This window comes from Gemmatimonadaceae bacterium, from assembly GCA_016720905.1.
Lineage (GTDB): Bacteria > Gemmatimonadota > Gemmatimonadetes > Gemmatimonadales > Gemmatimonadaceae > Gemmatimonas.
Map to the genome: position 1 here is coordinate 395,944 of JADKJT010000030.1, position 21,121 is coordinate 417,064.

Here is a 21,121-nt window from a genome sequence, read left to right on the forward strand (position 1 = left end):
GTCAAGTACGGAAGTTTCCGTAGAATGACACCATGGCCCCCGCGTGTCAACTGGTTTTCCAGTAGTCGGCCGAATTCCCTACTGCAACTGGATATACAGCGGCACCGGCCACAGTCGCAGAATCGATTCGCGGCTGGTGGATGGGTTGTCGTTGCGCGACTTGGTGAACTGCTTCCAGCCGGCGAACTGCACGGGTTCCTTCTTGATGTAGCTGTAGTATGAATCCCGCTTGAGCCACGGCGCGCCAAAGCCATCCATGTGCATCACGATCTGCACCTTCGCATCGAGCTTGATGTTCGACGCGTTCGTGACGCCCTTACGTGTGAAGCGATGCACCACCAGCACTTTCGGCGGCAGGTTGTACTTGTCGACCAGACCGGCCAGAAACCGCGACGCGTAGTTGATATCCGCGGCATCGTACGTGCCGATTTTCTTTCCCGGACGCGTGGCGTCCTTCATGGAAAATTCCGGATCGATGCCCAGGTGCACCTCCGGTCGCTTCAGGAAAGCTCCAGCCACGGCAGCTCCTGCTGCAACGTGCTTTGCCCTACTTGCACGTCCACGAACATGATGGCGTTCTTGCGCTTCGCCCAGCCGTACACTTTCTCGATGACGGTGCTGTCCATGCGCAGTCGGTACTTGCCATCGCGACCCGCATCGGCCTGCGCCACGACGGCGATCAGGTGCAGCGCCGGTTGCACGGGATGTGAGGGATCGAGGCGGTTCCATTCCGCGACTTCCTGGTCCAATCGACGCAGCATGTCATCGGTCTCGAACTCGCCCAGAATCCCCATGCGCTTCGACAGCGGATTGCCGTAGAAGGCAATGATGCGCTTGGCCGGCAAGATCGAACCTGGAAGCGTGGCGGGCATCTTGGGTGGCCACAGCGAATCGAGGTCGCTGCCGGCGTTCTTATAGGCGAGATGCTTCTCACCGGCCACGGAGCCCAGCGCGCCAGTCGGACGCGCGGACTTCTTGATGGTGTCCGCGCGCTGCGTCTTGTTGGTGGCGCGCTTTTTCGACGCCGCCGTGGTCTTGGCGCGTGTCGACTTCACGGCGGGCGGCTTGGCGCTTTGCACCGCGCGCGCGGACACGGGTACAACTGACGCCGAGCAGCGCTGCACCGGCGGCGCCCAAGCGGCGAGTGAAGAAATTCGGATTCAGGGGCATCCTACAAACATCACTTGTTGACGCTCCGTGTTGCAGCGCGTCTGTTGCCGATTTTCGCCGGTCCTGCGCTCACGGGATCTCCTGATCGATGCCCAATCCCAGTTTCCGATGGCTTCCGCGCGGACCACCAACCACCGCGGCTCGGCGACGACGTCCAGCAACCGACCGGTGGATACGGTACCAGACAACGACACCGTCGGCCAAATCACGATTGAGCGCCTGTTCGACGCGCGAGCGGGTTTCTCCATGAGTGGCTCAATGGGGACGCGGCCTGAGCGCGCAACTCGGTCACCATATCCTCTTCTTGAGCCACGCCAGCCCGAGTACCAGGGCGTTGGCCGTGGCCACGTCAAAGTCAGAGGTCAGGCACGGTGAGCATGCGGGCCACCGAATCCACTTCGGCGTTCCCATAAAGCATGCGTCGCCACCGATGGCGCCGTCCATGCCCAGCGCCAGCACGACGCGGCCGTCGCCCAGCGGGTAGAGTCGCGCCTGTTTCACCGCGACTCGGCGTCCGAAGCGGCTGAAGTGTCGCCCGACGAGCTGTTTGGCCAGCAATGTGCTCGCCGCATCGTAGCCAAGCAGACCCTCCAGCAGCAGGTGGGCGCTGTCTCCAACCACCCGATTGGCCGGTACCAACGGAGGGAGTGTCGTCGTGATTCTCGCCGGCTGCGGTCCGTACACCAGCAAAGGCCGCGCGAACAGGCGGACATCCGCAATCAGTGCGGTATCCCTGCCGCAATCCGCCCAATCGAACCTGAAACCGGTGCCAGACCAGCCAGAGACTGTCCTGGATGCGAATGCTCTTGTTGAGGAGATTGTACCACCGCTCGACGCGCGCTCGCAGATCGAACGCGGAATCTTGCGATCGACTGCGGGCAGTCGACTCTGCAGTTGCGGCCGAAGCGCGGCCACCACACGATCGGTGACGTCGATGTGGAACATCGTCACCCGACACGCATCGCGATCTGTCTCGGTGACCGGTCGCACGGATCGCACGCGTGATCGGGCGCGGATCTGCCAATCGGCATTCACTTCCAGATCGGTCGTGATGACGACGCGACCCGCGGCCTGATACTGCCGACCTGCCATGACGGCGCTGACCGTGGGCCTGATCATGGGTTGTACCAGCCGCGTCCTTCGTACGAGACGATCGTCGATAGCGTGAGTCGAGTCCCGTCGAACGCGACGTCGAATGGGGTGCGCGTGGCGGCGAAGGCGAACGCCTGCCGCTTGTTGGACGGGATCGTGATTCGACGGGTCATGTCGCCAAACCGCCGGGGACCGACTGTTCGAGCGCCGACAGCATCGGCTCCAGCGCATAGCTGATCGGTGCGTCGACGACCGATGGCGAGATGGGAAGAAGGACTTTGCGAGCCACTGGACCCGATCCCGGTGGCGGCGGCCGGCGCGGCGGGCGACAAAGGCGCTACTCCCGCACGCGCCCGTGAGAATCGATCCGACAAGGCCTCCACCGACCACTGACATTGCACGCATACCGGCAGGTTACCCGACATCGTGCGAACGCACCATCCCTGCGGGCTCCGTCCACCTCAACCATACCACTCTACGCCTATCGATCTGGCTCGCGTATTGCCGTCGTCACGGGCGGTGCGAACGGCATCGGTCTCGCGACGGCTCACCGCCTTGCCGCCAGCGGTGCCCGCGTGGCGATCTGGGGATCGCGTGGCGAGGCCGGGGCAGCAGCGGAGCGCGCGCTCACCACTGCGGGTGCGGATGCGCCTTTGTGGAGACGGATGTCACCAGTCGTGTCAGCGTCGATCACGCGGTGGCCGCCACGTTGACGCGCTTCGGGGCGATTGACATTCTCATCAACAATGCCGGCATCACGCGCGACGCGCAGCTGGTGAAGGTGAAGGAGGGCACGGTAACCGGCGGCATGAGCGACGCCGAGTTCGACGATGTGGTGGCAGTGAATCTCAAGGGGGTATTCACCTGCACGCAGGCGGTCGTGCCGCACCTGCTCGCGCGCGGGGGCGGACGGATCATCAACGCGTCGTCAGTGGTGGCCTTCAACGGGAACTTCGGGCAATCCAACTATGTCGCGACGAAGGCGGGGGTAATTGGCCTGACGCAGGTGTGGGCCCGCGAGCTCGGTCGACGGAATATCACCGTGAACGCCGTGGCCCCCGGATTCATTGCCACGGATATGACCCGCAAAATGCCGCAAGTCGCCCTCGACGGCATGATGGCGCACACACCGGTGGGTCGCCTTGGCACGCCCGAGGACGTCGCCAACGCCTACTGTTTCCTGGCGTCCGATTTCGCCGCATTCATCAACGGCGCGGTGCTGCAGGTTGATGGCGGATTGGTCATTGGGACGTGAGGGAAGTACCTAGTACCTAGTACCTAGTACCTAGTACCTAGTACTTAGCTAGTACTTCAGTACCCTAGTACTTGGTACTTGGTACTTGGTACTTGTTCACTCAGTCCTTTGACGCCTCATACCGCATGCGTTCCATGATTGCGGCCGCGCGACGCGTGGCGATGGCTCCTCGAGGAGACCAGCGTTTGGGAGACGGCAGGATGGCGGCAAGCCGCGCGGCCTCGTCTCGTGAGAGTGACGCGGCGCTCTTGCCGAAATGCAGTTTCGCCGCCGCCTCCGCCCCGTACACGCTGGGGCCCCACTCGGCGAGGTTCAGGTACAGATCAAGGATGCGTTCCTTCGAGAGCAGCAATTCCAGCCAGACCGTCAGATAGAGTTCCAGGCCCTTCCTCACGTACGACCGGCCATTCCACAAGAAGAGATTCTTGGCTACTTGCTGAGTCAGCGTGGACGCCGCGCAATTTGCCGCCGCGTCTCCGGCGCTCGAGGGCCTTGTCGATCTCCACAAAGTCGATGCCGTGGTGCAGGTAGAAACGGTCATCTTCCGAGGCCAGCACGGCGCGGCGCAAGTTGGGCGAGAGCTTGGCGCGTGACACGGTGGTGTGCTTCGGCCAGATCGGGCGCGCGCCGGTGAACACGCGGGTGACTGTCTGTTGCACCATGACCGAGGTCACCGGCGGCTGAATGACGGCCAGAGCAGGAATCATCGGCACGGGCGCCAGCAACATCAGCATGGTCCCGATGACGACACGCCGTGCGACGCGGCCCCATCGCGACGTCGGGCGTCGTGTCATCGCCGCCCTCAGTCGCTGCGACCACCGCCCCGTGAACGGTTTGAACCGCAGGGCGCTCACGGTTCGCGTAAGTGCGCGGGGGTGTCCGGCGGTTGACGTCGCCAACGACGGTGCTGCCAGAAATACTGCTCGGGGTACCGCCGCACATACCGCTCCAGCATCTCCGTATACGCGAGCACGATCGCGTCGATGTCCGCCTCGCGATCTCCCGGTGGGCTGCACCGGGACGGGATCGATCAGGACCGCGTATTTGCCGTTCGCTTCTCGCACGATGGCGACAAACAGCACAGGAACTTCAAAGCGCAGCGCAAAGACGGCGGGTCCACGAGGTGTTTTCGCGGGTCGACCGAAGAACGGGACAAAGGTGCTGGCCAGGCCGAGGCGTCGTGGTCGCTGACAAACGCCACACAGCGATTGTCGCGCAGCGACCGCGGTGTCGGCCGGCGCACGGCATCTTTGTCGTGAATGACTTCCATGCCGATCTTCCGCCGCGTCCGACTGACGTAGGCCTCGAAAATGGGGTTGGCCATTCCGCGCGCGACCACATCAATCGGGATGCCGCGCGCGGCGAAATAGGCGCCGCCAAACTCCCAGTTGCCGAGGTGGCCGGTAACCAGAATCACCCCGCGGCCGCCGGCAAGACTCTGCTCGACGTACTCCCAGCCTTCGACGCGCTCAACCCGGGCCAGAATTTCTTCCGGTGTCGTGCCGGGCATCGTGGCGGTCTCGATGGACGTTCGGCCCAGACTCTCATACGACCGCCCGGCCAGCGACTCGACCTCGACGGGCGTGCGTTCGGGAAAGGCCGCAGCGATTTGCCGTTCCACCACGCCGCGACGGATGCCGATGGGCTTGTAGACCAGCCGTCCGATACGACCTCCCACCCAGCTGGCGCCCCGCCATCCCAGTAATCGCAGCACGCCTACAACGGCGCGGGTGGCCGCGTATTCCAGTCGGTGCGAAAGGGTCGGAGACTTGGCGTTGCTGGTCGCGAACGGCGAAACATACCAGATGAGCGCCGCACCGATCAGGGATCGGCGCGGCGCTCGGGTACCCCAGCAGCGGCAGCAGGTGCCGCTGGCTTGAATTTACATTCAGTTTCGTGAGCATGACCAGCACGCGGCGATTGGTCGCTCGACCGTTATCGGTGGTGTTCGGCGCAATCGGATCGGTCTCGCCGGCCGTGCGGGCATTGATGCGCGAATCGGCGACGCCCTTCGAGACGAGATAGGCCTTGGCCTGATCCGCACGATCCTGCCCAAGCTTCACGTTGTATTTCTCGCTGCCAATGGCGTCGGTGTTCCCGGTGACGTCGATGGTGCGTGCCGCGTTGGTGGGGCAATCAGCGACCCAGCGATCTTGTCCAGGATGACCTTGGCTTCGGGCGTGATATCGCTCTTGTTGAATCCGAAGTTGATCGCGCCGATCACGATCGGGCGAGGCGACGGGCCAACGAGACGAACGGTGTCGATTCGCGAGATGAACTGGGTGTCTCGCTGAATCCGCGTCACCGTGACGGTATCGTACTGAATACGGGGTTTCGGCGGGTTGGTGAAGAACGACAGGGCTGAGGCCAGCCTGGGCGCCCAGATTGAGTCCCGTCGCCCGCGCGACCGGTTTCGCATTGTCGTCGGCCGGCATGATAAAGGTGCCGGTTCCTTCCACGCGCGCCGACAGGCGGTTGTTCAGGATGAAGCGGAGACCAACCAATCCCTGCGGGCCACCACCGCGTGGTGCGACCTGACGTACCCGACCGTAAGAGTGATATCCGTATCCGGCACCCAACAGCAGTTTTACACGTTCGGCCAGCGGGTGATTGTACGTCATCCGGTACGACCACATGGCATCCGACACCTTGCGCAGCGAATCGCGTCCACTCTCGCCCGTCATCGGCTGATTCACGTCGGCGTCGGCATAGCTCAACTCCAGCTCGGCCAGCCAGTTACGGAACGCGTAGATGCCGACGCGGCCACCAGCGCCCAAGGTCGGATCCAGCTTGAGGGTGTCCATGTACTTGGTGTAGCGACCAAACCCGCCAATTTCTATGGCACCCTGTCGTTGAGCGTCAGCAGAGGCGGGAATTGCCAACGCCATCGCCGCAGCGATGACAGCGCCAAGCGTGAGGCTGCGTAGATTGCGCATGTTCGTCTCATTGAATTGGGAATGCTCCCGAACGCACAGGATCGCCAGCCATTTGGCGTGGTGCCCGACAACGTCGAAATTGCATTCGCGATACCAACAAGTTCCTATTTACCAGATCATCTGGTAATAGGAACATACACTACTCCGCTGTCGGGAAGGCCCTTTCGGTGAAATCGTCGCGTCCGCTTCAACGTCTGGCACAGATGGGCTTGATCATCAACGCGCTTCTGGCTGGCGTCAAATTGGTGGCCGGTCTGGTCGGCAATTCCTACGCATTGGTCGCTGATGCCATTGAAAGCGCAACGGACACGATCGGTTCGCTGGTGGTCCTCAGCGGACTCCGGATCGCGAATCGCTCGCCGGATGACCGCTATCCGTTCGGATACGGTCGCGCCGGAACCGTTAGCGGCGGCCACGGTGGCGGCACTCATGCTTGGCGCGGCCGCTGGCATTGCCATCGAGGCCATCCGGGAAATCCGGACGCCGCACCACTCGCCCGCCGCGTTCACCTTGGCCGTGCTGGCGGCAGTCATTGTGATCAAGGAGGTGCTGGCCAAGCGTGTCCTCAAGGCTGGCGAGGCCGCCGGCAGTGTCGTGGTGGAAGCGGACGGCTGGCACCATCGTTCGGACGCCATCACCTCCGCAGCCGCGTTTGTGGGCATCAGTGTGGCCTTGATTGGTGGGCCAGGGTGGGAACCGGCCGATGATTGGGCCGCGTTGGTGGCCGGCGGTATGATCTTCATCAACGGCACCAGGCTGTTGCGCAAGGCCATTCGCGACCTGATGGATCGGGCGCCTGATGCGCCACTCTTCAATGCGGTAAGCGACGCCGCGCGACAGACGCCTGGAGTTCTCGCCATTGAGAAGCTCAAGATTCGGAAGAGCGGCATGGGCCACTACGTGGACATTCACGTGCAGGCGGACCCTGCGCTTTCGCTCCACGACGCGCACATTTTGTCAGGATGTGTGAAGGGCGCCATTCGGCTGAGTGTTCCGACCGCCTTGGGTGTGCTCATTCACATGGAACCGTTCGAACCGCACGAGGGCACGCGACGCCGCACCGAGGGGCACCAACCATTCACCATCTGGACCGGGCCGACTGCGAAGCGTAGCGCGTCGACACCATGTCGGACGGTTGGCGTTCACGTTTCACGATCGGGTCGATATCGAACCGATTCACTATGTGTTCGAGGACGGCCATATCTTTGGCCGCACGAAATTCGGCACCAAGGTCAGCGTGCTGGCGCATCATCCGTGGGTGGCGTTCGAGGTGGATGAGGTGGATGGCCTGCACGCATGGCAGAGCGTCGTGGTGCATGGTCAGATCGTCTTTCCGACCCCGAGGGCGCGCCGGTGGAGCATCGGCAGTATGCGCGTGGCGTTGCCACCTTGCGTCATCTGGTCCCGAGCGCGTTCGTCCCACGATCCGACACCCGATCGGGATCTGGTTTTCTGCCTTTTGTGCATGACTCACGGGTCGCGCCGCGATGTCGGGGATACGGCGCATGAGTAACGGCAACGGCAACGGCAGGAAGTGGGTGGTGCCTGACGCGCTCAAGTCGCTGCGTCTGGCGCCGGTCGATCGGGATGACCGCGTCCGCGTTGGGCAGCAAGGCCGCGCTCGTTGATGACGCACCACCGCAGGAACTGATCGAGGACGCCACCCGCGCGCTGCTGGATCGACTGACCGCGCTGCAGGACGCGTTTCACGCCGATCGCCGGCATGCGCTGCTGCTGGTGCTGCAAGGACGCGACGCCTCGGGCAAGGACGGGGTGATCAGGACAGTCTATGGCGCCTTCAATCCCACGGGAGTGACGGTGGCGCCGTTCGGACCGCCGACACCTCTGGAGTTGCGTCACGACTTTCTCTGGCGTGTGCATCAGGTCGTGCCGCCGCTGGGCATGGTCGGGGTGTTCAATCGCTCGCACTATGAAGACGTGCTGGCCGTCCGCGTGCGCAAGCTGGCGCCGGAGTCGGTGTGGCGGCCGCGGTACGCGCAGATTGTCGCCTTCGAGCGACTCCTGGCCGACAACGGCGTGATTGTCCGCAAGTGCATGCTGCACGTTTCGCGTGAAGAACAGGCCAAGCGGTTTCGCGAGCGGCTGGACGATCCGCGCAAGAACTGGAAGTTTCGCGTCGACGACCTGAAAGACCGGGAGCTGTGGGACGACTACACCGAGGCCTACCGCGAGGCGCTGACCGAGTGCAGTACGCGAAAGGCCCCGTGGTTCGTGGTGCCCTCGGATGACAAGACGGTTCGCAACTTCCTGATTGCCCGCATGCTGGTGGAAACGCTGGAGCAGCTGGATCCGCGATACCCGGAGATGGACCCGGCAGTGCGCGCGGCCGCACGGGTCTTCGAGTAGACCGACACGGGGGCAGTCCGCTTCTGCCCCGGGGGTGGTCGGTGGCTCAGGGGGTGATTAAGTTCCTCGTTCTGTCCGCCGGCTGAGGTTGGTCGGCTGCGACGGGACGTGGCGCAGCCCGGTAGCGCACTTCCTTGGGGTGGAAGGGGTCGCAGGTTCAAATCCTGTCGTCCCGATGGTCAATACAGAAGACGGTCGCTGTCCATGCGGACAGCGACCGTCTTTTTGTGCCGACGTTTAGTCGGCGAACGTCACCGCATCATTACGATCAACGACGCTGACGGTGGCGCCCAACGACGCCGAGCGTTCCAAGTCCAAATGCCATCAAGGCCCAGGTGGATGGCTCGGGCACGGTCTGAATCTGGAGCACGATGTCGTTGTAGTCCTGATCGCCCGTCGGGATGTCGCCAAAGGCGGCCCAGAAGCGGCCGTTGTCTTTGTCGGCACCAGCCGCCCGCTCACTGAACAGGGCGTAGTGGGGAACCGTGACGGAACTGCTGTAGCTCCACGGGTTGCCGCTCGCCGCCGACCGCGCGCCCAGGTACCAATCGGTATTGAAGGTCACGTTGAACACGGTGGTGAGGGCATTCGGGTACGTCCCCACAGCGTAGAGTTTCTGCACCTGCAGTGGACCGCTGAGCGGACCGGAATACGCCCACAGCTCCTGACCGGACGGGCCAAAGGCCGACGTATTGGCAAGCAGCTCCAGTCGATATGACCCGGCCTTGAAGGCATAGCCGATTGGCGTATCGATGTTCGCACCGCGCAGGAACGACCCGTTCGGCACGCCAGCCGTCAGTCCAAGCCGTCCCGCGTTGGCGTTCACGAACGCATCGGTCGGTTTCTGATTCGCGCAGGGCCCGTAGCCTGCCCCCGACGCGTACAGAAGATAGAAACCGATGTTGCAATTCGAACCGTTGATGATGTCCTGTGAGGTCCCGTCCCAGAACGGGGAGAGGTTCTTGTTGGGAACCGTCATGGCCGTCCAGGTGCCCGTCGTGATCACCTGCGCGTCCGCAGCGACAGGAGCGGCCAACGTGGGAAGCGGCAAATACAGTGGCAGCAAAAGTCTTCATTTCCCCTCCGGGATCGCGGGCGTGCTCGGGATGAGAGTCCTCGCACCGGTTGCCGTTGCAAGTATCCCGCCATCGGGGTTTCCCGAAATAGCCACTCCGGAGACGGAGCGTTTCTCACCCGATTGGATGAGAAACGACGTGTTCGTCAATTCCCAGTGCGCGTGATCCGCCTCACCTGTTGAGACAATGACGCATTGTCACCCGGCGGCATTCGTCGCGGAAATGGCTCTGCGCGCTCCTCCACCGCCTTGTGCCCTAAAAGGCCAGCATCTGTGTGTACTTCACGATCACGCCAAATCCGGTGGCCGGCGCATCCGGCAGGCTGATCTTCTGCTCGTTCAGCACGATGAACAGGTCGCTCAGCGGATGGTGAATCAGGTTGAAACGGAGATTGGCGTTGAACTGGTGCGACCGCGGATCGTATTGCGCCAGCGCATCGAAGAACATGTTGGTGGTGAAGCTGTAGTTCGTGCGGCCGGTATACAGCAGCGCCTCGAAGGTGGCGTTGGGCATTGTCAATGCCGCCTCGGTGTGCGATGCCCCGACTGACGCCGCAAACTTGGCGGAGGGCTTCGCGCTGACCAATACCTGCTGGGTGTGCTGCGTGCCGTTCCAGAAGCCACCTTCGATGAAGGTGTAGGTCGCCGAGACTTTGCGGCTGGCGTTGGTCGATCCCTTGAATTGCCAGTCGGTCCACGCGTAGCCGCCGGCGGGGATCGGCGCGATGTCCCGGTTGATGCGAAACGGGGTGGCCAGACGCTGAAAGCGGGGGTTCCCGGACAATTCGAAGTATGCGCCGCTGCTCAGAAAGAATGTGTAGCCGGTATGGAGGTCCTTGGCGGAAATCCGACCATCAAGGGTTTCGTAGTAGTTCCAGGTGAAGTGCGGATGCATCTCGCGCGTGGCAATGGTGGAGAGCCACGACGGACGCGGTCGAATGCCGACATCCGCGAGGTACTTGCGGGTATCCGTGCGCCGAAAGAATCCCAGATCGTCGGCAAAGCCGCGTCCCACTTCCAGCACGCCCAGCTTGGCGTGGAAGAAATTGTCCTCATGGTTCACCGACGTTCGCCACGTGTACTGACCGCCCTCACGACCCGGCGTCCGCGTGCCGACGGCGTAGTTGTTCCAGTCCCAGTTGCCGCGCAGTCGGAAGTTGGCGTCCACACCGGCCACGCGGTTCCAATTCCCCGCGTGGCCGCCGCCAACGGCCTCGCGGTCGAGCACGATCAACCCGATATCCGAACCCGGGCGCAGGTTACGCCGCAGTCGAAGCACATTGTATTGATTGGCCGGCGTGGTGGCCGTGCGGCGCGTTTGCATGGCCAGCGCGCCAATGGTCAGCCCACCGGCCGTGCCGGAGACGCGAATGCCGGCCGGAATGGGCACCGCACGTCCGTCGGGTGACAATCCAATGCGCCGACTGAAGAACAGCAGCATATCCTCATCCGGCGTGGGGGCCAATTGCACCCGATTATTGCGCGCCGCATCACCCACGTAAAAAATGCCCGAGTTCTCAAGAAAGAACTCGCGCTTCTCCGGGAAGAACTGGCTGAATTGCGTGAGATTGACTTGCTGTTCGTCGGCCTCCACCTGCGCGAAATCCGGATTGATGGTCACATTCATCGCGAGGTGGCGCGTCACGCCATACGTGACGTCCAGCCCGACGGCTTCGCTGGTCACGCTCGAGGGGCCACCGACGTCGCGAACGGTGCGCCCCATGGCGTAGGGCTTCAGGCGCAGGTCGCGCGACGTGCCGTCGACGGCGAGCCCCTCCAACGTGCCCGCCAGCGATACGCGTGAGATGGTGAAGGCCCGCGGAATCGGCGCCCAGTACGTCAATTCGTTGCGATGACGGATGCGCCGGGCGAAGTTGATGCCCCAGCCGTCCACGCTCCCCAGTTGATATCGCAAGGTGCGAAAGGGGATCGCCATTTCCACCGTCCACCCGTCGGTCGTGCGTTGGGTCTTCACCGACCACACACCGTCCCAACTCGTATTGATTTCGCGGCCTTCATTGGCGATCTGCCGGTCACTGCGCGCGCCGGCGGTGTTTGTCACGAACAGATAGCCGTTGCGGTGATCATGGAACGTGTCCAACAGGACCTCGAAGTCGTCCTGATCCTCCTCCTTGAAATCCTTGCGGATGTCGTTGAGCACGATATGCCCCGCATCGGGATCGTGCAGGGTGGCGCCCACATAGAGGAACTCGCCATCGAAAAGAATCCGGACTTCCGTGGCCTCGGATGCCGGCTCGCCGGTGCGCGGCTCCGACTGAATGAATCCATCGGCGGGGGTGGCGCGGGTCCAGTCGAGTTCGTCCAGCTTGCCGTCAATCGTCACTGGCGTTGATGCGCGGATGGCCTGCAGCGTCCGCGCCCCCCGCGACGACGTGCTGGCCGGAGCCGCGACCTGGGCGCCCGCGATGTCCGCAAGCGCCAAGGTCGAGCAGAGCAGGGCCGCACCACCGAGCAAAAAGCGCATCAGCAACCGAGATCAGGAGTGAACGGACAGCTCGATACGGCGTCTGCCGTACGCGAGGACTACGCCGTCCTCGGCGATTCTGTTGGTGCGCGCGGACGGACTGGTTCGCTAGTACGCGTATCCGAAAATGATGTCCATTTCGTCGGAGGAAAGCAGGCCAAATGCTATCGTCCGATCGGTCACGTTATTCCACGTCACCACGCTCACCAGGGCGTCGCCAATCTCAAGCACCAGCGGGGTGCTGAAGTTCACGAACCCCGGATGTTCCCAGTCGGTATTCGTGTACACCGTCGTTTCGGTGCCATTGGCCCGTCGCACATGAATTTCGAATCGCTCGCCCATCGAGTGCATGTGCGATGTGAGACCCAGGATGGTGGTTCGCGCACTCATGGGGAACACCGTGCGCACCGTGGTCCGCTGCCCTGGTGGCAGGGTGAAGTTGGTGTTGGCCAGGTTGAGCGAGCGTGCCACCGTGGTCACCTGCGCGCGATCCACCGTGTACAAATTGGCGAATGCCTGGCCCGGCAGATCGATGGGTGACCGGTTCACATAGTGCACATTGAAATCCAACGACGAATTGGCCGGCAACTTGAGCGCAACGCCTGGTGGGAATCGGTAGTCGAAATCGGGAGTCATCGCTCCGGCGAAGAACACATGACACGCCATGGGCAGCATGTTCACGAAGTTCATTGACCCATCGGCATTCCGGATGTCGCGCACCACATCCGGCGTGGGGCGCGCATTGCAGGGGAACGACGTCTTGGTGTCATCGAACTGATACAGCAGCAGGTGATGACTACCCGGGCGCATCCGGGACTCGATCCGCGTGATGTACAGGTCGCTGGCATTGGCGACTCGGCGGTACACGAACAACTCGCGTTCCGCGGTGGGCGACACCGCGAAGCTGTCCACCCTGAGCTGCAGCCCCGCGTTCGTGGCGGGGGCACCCAGTGGCGTAAACGTCGCGGTTTGCCGTCTCGTGTCGAGCAGCACGGCGGTATCCACCACGTGGCCGGTGCGTGGCGCGCCGGCCTCGATCCACCGACGCACGTACTCCAGTTGACCGGACGTCAGCCCCTGCGTGGTACCCATTGGCATCAACTGCCCGTAGTCACGGCTGTGATGTCCCGGCACCCAGGCCAGCTTGTGGAAGAGCAGGGAGCTGTCCGCCCGAAATGCCTTCACGCGCGGCAGTCCGTCTGCGTTGGCCAATTGCTGGACCGACGCGATACCCAGCAGTTGTTGATACGACGAGTCCGACGTGAGGACCAGACGCGATTGCCGGGCCGTGCTCGTACCGCTGGTATGGCAGGCGGCGCAGGACGGATCGATGATGTCGCGCTGGATACGCGCAAACGTGCCGTCCGGCAGTTTCGACGTCGCCGCCGGCGAGGCGCTATCGCCACTGCACGCGGCAAGCCAGATGGCGGTCAGTACGGCGGCCCATGGGCATGGGCCGATGCGATGGCGTTTCACGATCATACGGTAAAGCGCGGTGGTCAACGCGTCCAGACCGCCACGACGCAGCGCGCTTGCCGGAAGGCGGCCTTGAATTCCAAGGGAATTTCGGAGGGGCCGGAATAGACTTCGATGGCGTCGACCGTATTGATGGCGATCTGATCCAGGGGATTCGCCTTGGGCATCGGCGCGGCCGCCACGGGTGGCGCCCCTTTCCCTCGGCTCTCCAGAGGGACGTACCGCGCCGTGTCGGCTTCCTTCCCGGGAATCGGCGTCGCCTGCAACACGCCATCGATGAACAACACGCCGTCGCCGCATCCCCAGGCGCGGCCCTTCATGCGACGCAGCAATTGACTGAGATCGGTGACCGCGCGCTTCTCGATTTCCAGACGGGTGAGGAATTGTGATGGTGGTGCGCCCGAATGGATACGACGATAGGTGAACCCCACGTCATCAAGCTTGCTGGCCAACGCTTCCGCCTTCGTGACGACGGGTGCGAGTGGCGAGGCCTGGCGGCGCACAGTGTCCACCCCCGTTGACTGTTGCGCGGAGGCCGGATGGCCGGATACCACCATGGCCAGGGCGCCAATCGCGAGTGCCAATTCGCCCTCGGACCATCGCTTCATGCGGGCATCTACTGCATCCGGAAGAGGTAGCTGAGCTTCGTGAAGAACACGTCGCGCGAACGCTGCAAGCGGTCGGGTCCGGCGGGGCGATTCGCCTGGAGCGCATCGCCATAGCCGACATAGAACACGGTCCCCGGGGAGGGGAGGTACGAGAACAGAAAGTCCAGTCGTGCTCGCGCCCGTTCGAACGCCTCGGCGCGCGCGTAGGTTCCGGTACTCGATCGCAGATACACCGGCAGATTGGTGCGCGAGTCATCGCGCAACGCGTCCTGGGTGGTCTTCGAATACTCCCCAATCAACCGTACAAACATCTGCCGCGTCACCTGATACTCCATGCGCAGCCGCTGCGCGCCGCGTGATTGCACTCTCGACCCGTCGGTTTTCCGGTCGAAGGCGTCGTAGGTCAGCGTTCCCGCCAGTCGCAATTGCTCCGTCGGCCGCACATTCAGCGTGCCCTGCACGCTGGTAATCTTCGCCGAGCTCCATTCGGGAAAGTTTTCATCCTGGCCGACAATCACGAACGTGTTGAACGAGAACGTGCGGAACTCCGGCGTCCCCATGGACAGCACCCAGTCCAGATTCGGCAGATTGGGCGTGCCCGTGTAGGCCACGGTATCGAGTCCGCCAGTGCGCGGCTTGAAGAGGTAGTAGTTCTGGTACAGGTCGCGATCGTAGCTGAACTCCTCCACCAACGCCTGCGCGCCAACCTGCCAGCCGCCGCGGAATCGCGTATTGAGTCGCACGTGGAATTTCACGTCCTGCGCAGGCCGTCGGTTCACCAGGTCGTCATAGCGCCAGGTGCCGTCGAGGAACAACTCCGGCGCGAACACTTCCAATCGGGCCCCTTTCCCGCCCAGCCTGGTGTAGCGATGCGTCGTGGCGAAGTTCGCCACGCCGGCGCGCGCGATGAATCCGCTTTGGGCATCGAAGTCGCCGCTGATCGCGCTGCTCGAATATCGGGAGTAGTACCGACTCCCGTTCCGCGTGGTGGAGAGATTCCACAACGGCGCGCGGGTCGTCGTCGCTCCGCGATGCGTGGCACTGGCGGCCAGTTGCCACTGTGTGGACTGGATGCCTTGCACGACGCGGCCGTCAATGCCGAGTACACGGTTCCAGTCGGTCCCGTCGATCTTGTCGGTGTACGCCAACCCCATGCGACTGGTCGCGCCGAGGTCGCGCTGCACCCGCACAATGTTGTAGAGTGGGGAGCGATCGCCGGTGGCCGACGCGTCTCGACTGTCGACCGCGGAGAGCACGCCAATGTCAAATCCCTGATGCTTTCCGGTGAGCTTGGTCGCCGCCACCGGTTGCACGATGCGACGGGTGTAGATCAACTGATTGGGTGTCGTGAACTGTTCCTGGCTTTCCAGAAAGAACGGGCGTCGCTCGGGAAAGAAGACCGCGCGTCGCGGATCGTACTGGAACTGCGTCGCATCCGCTTCCACTTGCGAGAAATCGGGATTCGCCGTGCCGGCCAGCGTCAGGTTGCTGGTGATGCCCCATCGTGCACTACCGCCCAATTCGGGTCTCGATTGTGAATAGCCCCAGCGGGACGTTGCGACGTCGCTGGTGCCGACCGCACTTGAAGTGATCGTGGGAATCAGGTCGACGGTGAGTCCGCGACGCAGATTCCGCAGACCAGACAAGTGTCCGGATTGCGCGAGAAAACTCGCGTTGGCGCGCAAAGCGGGGGCCCACGTTTCCTCGTGCCCGCTCGCCTGCACGGTGCGAATCACGTTCAACTGCCACTGCTGCACGTCGCCCGCGCGGTAGCGCAGGCTCTTGAACGGAATGGCCAGCTCCACCTCGTACCCGTAGTCGGTGAGATGTCCTTTGGACTGCCAGACATAGTCGGGTGCCAGGTCGGCGTTTTCCCGTGAGCGCGCCGTACCGCCGAAAAACCCGCCACCTGATGCCGCGCCGGTCTCGGTCAACACGCCGTCGCTCTGAATACCGAACGGATTGACCGAGAACACCATGGCCTGCCGACTATCACCGTATGTGCCCAGAAAGAGCTGCACGTTGTCATCCTGCGAGATGCGATCGCGGTCAGCCAGAGTGGCCCGGACCGATCCCGCAGGGGCGAATGCCCGGATACCCACGTGCAGGGTGGTGGCCGAGTACCAAACCAGCACCTCCGTGCTGTCTTGGGCGGCGATTCCATCGGAGGGGAAGAACTGGGAGAAGCCCGTCAACAGGGCCGCGTTGCCCCAGGCGACCTCGTCCAGTTTGCCGTCCACCGCCACGGTGGCATCGCGTCGCGGTGTCGCGACATCCAGTTGCCCGCGCCGCCCGTCAAACACGGGCCCCGTATGCGGGGCGAGCGATTGTGTGCCGTGCGCGCCGGATTGCATCCGCGGCGGGGCCAGCGAAGCGCCAGATGCCCGGGGGCTGGTCTGGCCGACCATGAACAAAAGGACGGCACCGATATCGAGCGGATTCACGAAGGAGGGTCTGAGGTCGGCGGGAAGGATGGGCCGGGGTCGCCGTCGCTGAATACTAGGAGGGGGCGGCACGGGTGGCGAGACCATTCGCGCCCCTCATGCGTCTCCTACGTCGGGACGTGCACGCTGTTTCCTCCCCTAACGATGAACCTCGTGATAGTCGCGCTGTGGCGTTCTCTTTTCGGTACCAGTACAGTGCGCGCGGCCGTGCCGCCCACTGAGCAGCCCAAGGCGATTCGCACGGTGCTTCGGCCATCGATTCCGCTCGCGATCGAGTCGGAGGCGGGTCGATCGGTCGAGTGGGTACCTCGCCCAGCGGACTATTGGCAGCAGAGAACGGAGTGGGTGTTGCAGCGGCTCGGAAACGAGTGGCGCGCCACGGCAGACGATGACGCCTGGCCCGATGTGCGTGAGCTTCTCGAGTTGCTTGCTCGGACGCCGGACGCGGTGATACGACAGTTGCCGGCTGCCGCTCGTGACGCGCTGGCACTTTGCGATAACGCCAGCCTGTCCCGAGTCCAACTAGCCGAACGACTCAGCGTCGACCCGTCCCTGATTCAGGCGGTGCTGCGACAGGCGAACGGCGCGTGGTTTGGCGCCGGGCTTCAGCCGGTGCTTCGCGTCGATGCGGCGATTGACCGCATCGGCATGGCTGGAACCCGGGCGGTGGTGCTGTCCCGCGTGTTGACGGACTGCTGGCCAAACCCGGCGGGGTCTATGATTCGATGGTGGGTGACATCTGGTCACATATGGTGCAGTCGGCGCCCTTGGCTCGCGCGCTCGCCCCGGCCTTCGGCGCCGACAGCGAGGAAGCGTTTTCCATTGCCATGCTGCACGACATCGGCAAGCTGGTGTTCTTCGATCAGGTCTCCGCACTAAGGAAGTCCCAGCGTCGGCCGGTGAATCTCCCCGACGCCTGGCTGGCCCGTGCCCTGGAGCAGTTACACGAACCATTGGGTGCTGCCGCCGCGCATCAGTGGGGACTCGGCTCGGCGGCGGCCGACGCCATCGGCTCGCATCATCGACGGGAGCGGCCGTCGGCCAGGCACCCGTTGGCCGAAACGCTGTTCGTGGCTGAGCGGGCCGAACATGCCCGTCGATGCCGAACAGCTTTCGATTACGACGGTATCTGGTCCTTGGGGGAACTGACAGGAGAGAAATCTGTCTGCCATGGTATCCTTGGTCGTCAATTACGAAACGCTGCCTAGAAAATGTGAAATGTGGATATCTGTGACTTATCTACGTCTTATCCGTCACAATGCTGGCACACCCTCTTTCGCAATCTGAGATCGTGTATCATGTTGGCCGCATATTCTAGTAACGTTTTGTTGGATCACCTTATTTGTGATGCCGCCTCTCGGCATCCGACCTCCGGTCGACTCGCATGGGCTACTTGAGATGTGAAGCGTGTGGCGCGAAGGCCCTGTCCGCGGCATCCACGTGCCCGCGCTGCGCCGCGCCATTCAGCCTGCACGACGGTCGCGGCGCCCGCGTCGCGCTCAAGAAATGCTCGGGGTGCGGCATCATGCATCGTCGTGATCGCAGCTGCCACTGGTGCGGCGAGCAACGCCCCGCTGCCTGGCGGTCACCGACAGTCCTCCGCTCAGCAACTGGAGTCGCCGCCGTGGCACTCCTGGCGGTCGGAAGCTGGTCAGTCCGTGGACAGGCCGCCGATGTGCTGGGCAAGGTGTTCGCGGAGGCGACCACGCCCGATGCGTCACCGGCCGGTAGTGCCTCGGCTGCTGTCCCGAAGCCCTTGGCGACTGTGGCACCTGATATTGCCCCCGCATCCACCTTGCCGCCCGATAGCCTCATGGTGGCGTCGTCCGAAGGCGCGTTGGTGGTCTCGGACTCGATACAGTGGGTACCGGCCGTCGCCCGGACCTGGGTGAATGTGCGACGTGACGCGAGTCGCATTGGCGACGTGGTCGGGGTCATCAAGCCATCAGAGAGGGCCATGCTGGGAATTGGCCGATCGGGCTGGCGTCAGGTGAAATCACCGGAAATCAGCGGTTGGGTGGATCCGCGCCTGTTCGAGGCTGACTCGCTGCGTACGCGCGGGTGACGGCTGTGCCCCAGCGACCGGGCTTCAATCGTGCGGCCTTTACGCTGATTGAAGTGCTGGTAGTGATCGTGGTCATTGCCATTCTGGCCACGGTCGTCGCCCCGAACCTCTTCCGCAACGTCGGAGATGCGCGGGTGGCGACGGCGCGGACGCAAATCGAGACGTTTGGCACCGCGTTGGACGCCTATCGGCTGGACAACGGCAGCTACCCCAGCTCGGCTCAGGGACTGAGTGCCCTTTGGCAGCGACCGGCCATTGAACCGCCACCGAACTGGCGTTCACCCTATCTCCGCAAGGCCGTTCCCAAGGATCCGTGGGGCCGCGACTACGTCTACGCTGCTCCGGGCAGGGTGAACCCGCAAAGCTACGACCTCATGTCGTATGGTGCAGACGGTCGCCCGGGTGGCGACGGCGAAAACGCCGATATCCTGAGCTGGAAATAGCCGAGGCCGCCACGACGTCAGGTAATTACTGACAACAGTGTGAGCAGAAAGGGCGGTACTCCGGATGATTCGCCCTACTTCGAACAGTGACGCGAATCGCGATCCTCAGTTCAGGATGAGAAACTCGCCTTCGACCTGATTGAGGTTATATGCTCTCCATTACTGCCGACCATGCCCTGCGAGCCGTGCTGATGCTCGCCCGCATACCAGCCGATCACTCCATGCGTGCCGACGCCGTGGCGGAAGCCATTGGGGCACCGCGAAACTATCTGGCGAAGACGCTCAACGCGCTGGCCAAAGCGGGAATCGTGCACAGTGCCCGCGGCCCGTCCGGTGGATTCGCGCTGGCGGTTGCGCCTCGCGACCTGACTGTCGCCCGAGTGACCCAGTTGTTCGATGAGCGACCACGAACCGGTGTGTGCCTGCTGAGTAAGAAGGCCTGCGATGCCAACAATCCGTGTGCCGCGCACAATACCTGGACCGCGATCACGGCCTCGGCACTTCAGGCCATCGAGACCACGACGGTTGCCGACCTGCTGGGCGAGAAGACGTCCGTCGATGGGGACGCGACGTCCATCCAGTCGAGACCTCGGGTCCGGACGCGCCGGCGTCGTGTTGAACAAACCATGGTGCAGATGGCCTCCTGACAGCGCTGTGATGGCATGCTAGGCTGCAGCATGCCATCCGTCTCCCGCCCGTCGCCCGCTCGCTCCACCGCCGATGCGAATGTGGAGTGGCTGGCGCACGTCGCGGCGCGGCTTCCGGCTCGCCGATGGCGGACACGGTTCGCTCCCGCGCCCACTGGCTATCTGCATCTTGGGCATCTGGTGAATGCGCTGTACGTGTGGGGCATGGCGCGGCAATTCGGGGGCGACGTATTGCTGCGTCTCGAGGATCACGATCGCTCGCGCTGTCGGTCCGAGTACGAGTCCGCACTGTTGGACGACCTCGATTGGCTGGGATTCGAGGCGGACATCGCCAATTCGTCGACCTACCGATCGCAACCGACGTCGCATCCTGTTCGACAGTCCGACAATCCCCACCGGTACCGCGACGCACTGGCGGCGATCGAGGCGAAAGGCATGGTCTATCCGTGCCTCTGTACCCGTCGAGACATCGAAGCGCTGGTCCCGCATCCGGCTGGCGAGGCACCGCGGTATCCTGGCACCTGTCGCGATCGACAGGTCGATCCGCGCTCCACCAACGCACGGCGTGTCCGCATGGCGCCGGCCGTCGTGTCGTTCGACGATCTGCGTCTGGGTCCGATGGCGCACGATCCCGATCGGCAGTGCGGTGATGTGATGGTGCGCGATCGCTTGGGACACTGGACCTATCAGTTCGCGGTCGCCGTCGATGATGTGGCGCAGCACATCGATGTAATCATTCGTGGGGAAGACCTGCTGGCGAGCACCGCGCGACAGTTCCGCCTGACTCATTTGTTGGGTCGCGATGTGCCGCCGATCACGCTGCATCATCCGCTGCTGGTGCACCCGCATGGCGGAAAGCTGAGCAAGGCCAATCGCGACACGGCACTGCAGGCGTACCGCGCGGCGGGTGTTCGCCCGGAGGTGCTGCTGGGCGAGGCCGCCTTTCTTGCAGGTCTCGCCGCATCATCCGCGTCAATCTCGGCGCACGATGTGGCGTCGTTGTTCCGCGTCGTCCGGTAGCGTCCTCGCCGGCCTTTTCACGACGGGCGTGTCGGCAC

The 21,121-nt window shown here is 63.3% G+C and carries 17 protein-coding genes, 1 tRNA gene and 5 pseudogenes; 11 read left to right on the plus strand and 12 right to left on the minus strand.

All coding sequences use genetic code 11. The features are described 5' to 3' along the window. Nucleotides 1–78: 78 nt before the first annotated feature. The 3 genes and pseudogenes from IPP90_20615 to IPP90_20625 form a co-directional block, all read right to left on the minus strand. Nucleotides 79–1,124: pseudogene (locus tag IPP90_20615) on the minus strand (hypothetical protein). Nucleotides 1,125–1,458: 334 nt separating this feature from the next. After that, nucleotides 1,459–2,289: a DUF4403 family protein gene (locus IPP90_20620; protein ID MBL0173049.1), complete on the minus strand. Its 831-nt coding sequence runs from the start codon at nucleotides 2,287–2,289 to the stop codon at nucleotides 1,459–1,461. Beyond that, complete coding sequence (locus IPP90_20625; protein ID MBL0173050.1) at nucleotides 2,286–2,435, minus strand: hypothetical protein; 150 nt, start codon at nucleotides 2,433–2,435, stop codon at nucleotides 2,286–2,288. The genes IPP90_20620 and IPP90_20625 overlap by 4 nt, the downstream gene beginning before the upstream one ends. A 294-nt stretch (nucleotides 2,436–2,729) precedes the next feature. On the opposite strand from IPP90_20625, the pseudogene fabG reads away from it, so the two are divergent. Continuing rightward, nucleotides 2,730–3,517, plus strand: a pseudogene (gene fabG, locus IPP90_20630) (3-oxoacyl-ACP reductase FabG). Between the two features lie 100 nt (nucleotides 3,518–3,617). Here fabG and mtgA read toward each other — a convergent pair. From mtgA to IPP90_20650, 4 genes and pseudogenes are all read right to left on the minus strand, one after another. Then, a pseudogene (gene mtgA / locus IPP90_20635) lies at nucleotides 3,618–4,311 on the minus strand (monofunctional biosynthetic peptidoglycan transglycosylase). A 56-nt stretch (nucleotides 4,312–4,367) separates the two neighbouring features. Beyond that, on the minus strand, nucleotides 4,368–4,490 hold the full coding sequence (locus IPP90_20640; GenBank protein ID MBL0173051.1) for a hypothetical protein: 123 nt from the start codon (nucleotides 4,488–4,490) through the stop codon (nucleotides 4,368–4,370). 49 nt (nucleotides 4,491–4,539) lie between these two features. Next, nucleotides 4,540–4,722: pseudogene (locus tag IPP90_20645) on the minus strand (hypothetical protein). Between the two features lie 339 nt (nucleotides 4,723–5,061). Beyond that, a complete protein-coding gene (locus IPP90_20650) occupies nucleotides 5,062–6,453 on the minus strand; it encodes an OmpA family protein (GenBank protein ID MBL0173052.1) in 1,392 nt (463 codons plus the stop codon). Nucleotides 6,454–6,656: 203 nt separating this feature from the next. On the opposite strand from IPP90_20650, the pseudogene IPP90_20655 reads away from it, so the two are divergent. The 4 genes and pseudogenes from IPP90_20655 (at nucleotide 6,657) to IPP90_20670 (ending at nucleotide 8,996) form a co-directional block, all read left to right on the plus strand. Next, nucleotides 6,657–7,491: pseudogene (locus tag IPP90_20655) on the plus strand (cation transporter). A gap of 97 nt (nucleotides 7,492–7,588) precedes the next feature. Beyond that, on the plus strand, nucleotides 7,589–7,966 hold the full coding sequence (locus tag IPP90_20660) for a pyridoxamine 5'-phosphate oxidase family protein (protein MBL0173053.1): 378 nt from the start codon (nucleotides 7,589–7,591) through the stop codon (nucleotides 7,964–7,966). A gap of 74 nt (nucleotides 7,967–8,040) precedes the next feature. Further along, nucleotides 8,041–8,820, plus strand: coding sequence for a polyphosphate kinase 2 family protein (locus IPP90_20665; protein MBL0173054.1), 780 nt, complete (start codon nucleotides 8,041–8,043; stop codon nucleotides 8,818–8,820). Between the two features lie 102 nt (nucleotides 8,821–8,922). Beyond that, nucleotides 8,923–8,996, plus strand: a tRNA-Pro gene (locus tag IPP90_20670). A 92-nt stretch (nucleotides 8,997–9,088) separates the two neighbouring features. Here IPP90_20670 and IPP90_20675 read toward each other — a convergent pair. The 5 genes from IPP90_20675 to IPP90_20695 all read right to left on the minus strand — a co-directional run bounded on the left by IPP90_20675 (nucleotide 9,089) and on the right by IPP90_20695 (nucleotide 16,908). Beyond that, the gene (locus tag IPP90_20675) at nucleotides 9,089–9,856 is read right to left on the minus strand and encodes a PEP-CTERM sorting domain-containing protein (protein ID MBL0173055.1); all 768 of its coding nucleotides are present in this window, start codon (nucleotides 9,854–9,856) and stop codon (nucleotides 9,089–9,091) included. Between the two features lie 295 nt (nucleotides 9,857–10,151). Beyond that, nucleotides 10,152–12,380, minus strand: a complete 2,229-nt coding sequence (locus tag IPP90_20680; GenBank protein MBL0173056.1) for a carbohydrate binding family 9 domain-containing protein — start codon at nucleotides 12,378–12,380, stop codon at nucleotides 10,152–10,154. Between the two features lie 108 nt (nucleotides 12,381–12,488). Continuing rightward, a complete protein-coding gene (locus tag IPP90_20685) occupies nucleotides 12,489–13,856 on the minus strand; it encodes a hypothetical protein (protein ID MBL0173057.1) in 1,368 nt (455 codons plus the stop codon). A gap of 23 nt (nucleotides 13,857–13,879) precedes the next feature. Next, on the minus strand, nucleotides 13,880–14,464 hold the full coding sequence (locus IPP90_20690; GenBank protein ID MBL0173058.1) for a hypothetical protein: 585 nt from the start codon (nucleotides 14,462–14,464) through the stop codon (nucleotides 13,880–13,882). A gap of 8 nt (nucleotides 14,465–14,472) precedes the next feature. Next, nucleotides 14,473–16,908, minus strand: a complete 2,436-nt coding sequence (locus IPP90_20695; GenBank protein ID MBL0173059.1) for a carbohydrate binding family 9 domain-containing protein — start codon at nucleotides 16,906–16,908, stop codon at nucleotides 14,473–14,475. A 144-nt stretch (nucleotides 16,909–17,052) separates the two neighbouring features. On the opposite strand from IPP90_20695, the gene IPP90_20700 reads away from it, so the two are divergent. The 6 genes from IPP90_20700 (at nucleotide 17,053) to IPP90_20725 (ending at nucleotide 21,083) form a co-directional block, all read left to right on the plus strand. Further along, nucleotides 17,053–17,787 carry an HDOD domain-containing protein gene (locus tag IPP90_20700; GenBank protein MBL0173060.1) on the plus strand — a complete coding sequence of 245 codons (735 nt, stop codon included), beginning with the start codon at nucleotides 17,053–17,055 and terminating at the stop codon, nucleotides 17,785–17,787. Next, a complete protein-coding gene (locus IPP90_20705; protein MBL0173061.1) occupies nucleotides 17,676–18,116 on the plus strand; it encodes an HDOD domain-containing protein in 441 nt (146 codons plus the stop codon). Before IPP90_20700 ends, IPP90_20705 begins: the two co-directional genes overlap by 112 nt. 416 nt (nucleotides 18,117–18,532) lie before the next feature. Continuing rightward, entirely contained in the window at nucleotides 18,533–18,973 is a 441-nt protein-coding gene (locus IPP90_20710) for a hypothetical protein (protein MBL0173062.1), read from the plus strand. A gap of 5 nt (nucleotides 18,974–18,978) precedes the next feature. Continuing rightward, nucleotides 18,979–19,416 (plus strand): type II secretion system major pseudopilin GspG, encoded by a 438-nt coding sequence (gspG, locus tag IPP90_20715; protein ID MBL0173063.1) that lies wholly within the window; start codon nucleotides 18,979–18,981, stop codon nucleotides 19,414–19,416. A 149-nt stretch (nucleotides 19,417–19,565) separates the two neighbouring features. Then, entirely contained in the window at nucleotides 19,566–20,063 is a 498-nt protein-coding gene (locus IPP90_20720) for an Rrf2 family transcriptional regulator (protein ID MBL0173064.1), read from the plus strand. A 30-nt stretch (nucleotides 20,064–20,093) separates the two neighbouring features. After that, complete coding sequence (locus IPP90_20725) at nucleotides 20,094–21,083, plus strand: tRNA glutamyl-Q(34) synthetase GluQRS (GenBank protein ID MBL0173065.1); 990 nt, start codon at nucleotides 20,094–20,096, stop codon at nucleotides 21,081–21,083. Nucleotides 21,084–21,121 lie beyond the last annotated feature (38 nt).

What these genes read in the sequence shown, in the direction of transcription:
- IPP90_20690 (MBL0173058.1), bottom strand. Translation starts at nt 14,464, where the DNA reads ATGAAGCGATGGTCCGAGGGCGAATTGGCACTCGCGATTGGCGCCCTG.
- IPP90_20620 (MBL0173049.1), bottom strand. Translation starts at nt 2,289, where the DNA reads ATGATCAGGCCCACGGTCAGCGCCGTCATGGCAGGTCGGCAGTATCAG.
- IPP90_20725 (MBL0173065.1), top strand. Translation starts at nt 20,094, where the DNA reads ATGCCATCCGTCTCCCGCCCGTCGCCCGCTCGCTCCACCGCCGATGCG.
- IPP90_20720 (MBL0173064.1), top strand. Translation starts at nt 19,566, where the DNA reads ATGCTCTCCATTACTGCCGACCATGCCCTGCGAGCCGTGCTGATGCTC.
- IPP90_20650 (MBL0173052.1), bottom strand. Translation starts at nt 6,453, where the DNA reads ATGCGCAATCTACGCAGCCTCACGCTTGGCGCTGTCATCGCTGCGGCG.
- IPP90_20700 (MBL0173060.1), top strand. Translation starts at nt 17,053, where the DNA reads ATGAACCTCGTGATAGTCGCGCTGTGGCGTTCTCTTTTCGGTACCAGT.
- IPP90_20625 (MBL0173050.1), bottom strand. Translation starts at nt 2,435, where the DNA reads ATGACCCGTCGAATCACGATCCCGTCCAACAAGCGGCAGGCGTTCGCC.
- IPP90_20680 (MBL0173056.1), bottom strand. Translation starts at nt 12,380, where the DNA reads ATGCGCTTTTTGCTCGGTGGTGCGGCCCTGCTCTGCTCGACCTTGGCG.
- IPP90_20665 (MBL0173054.1), top strand. Translation starts at nt 8,041, where the DNA reads ATGACCGCGTCCGCGTTGGGCAGCAAGGCCGCGCTCGTTGATGACGCA.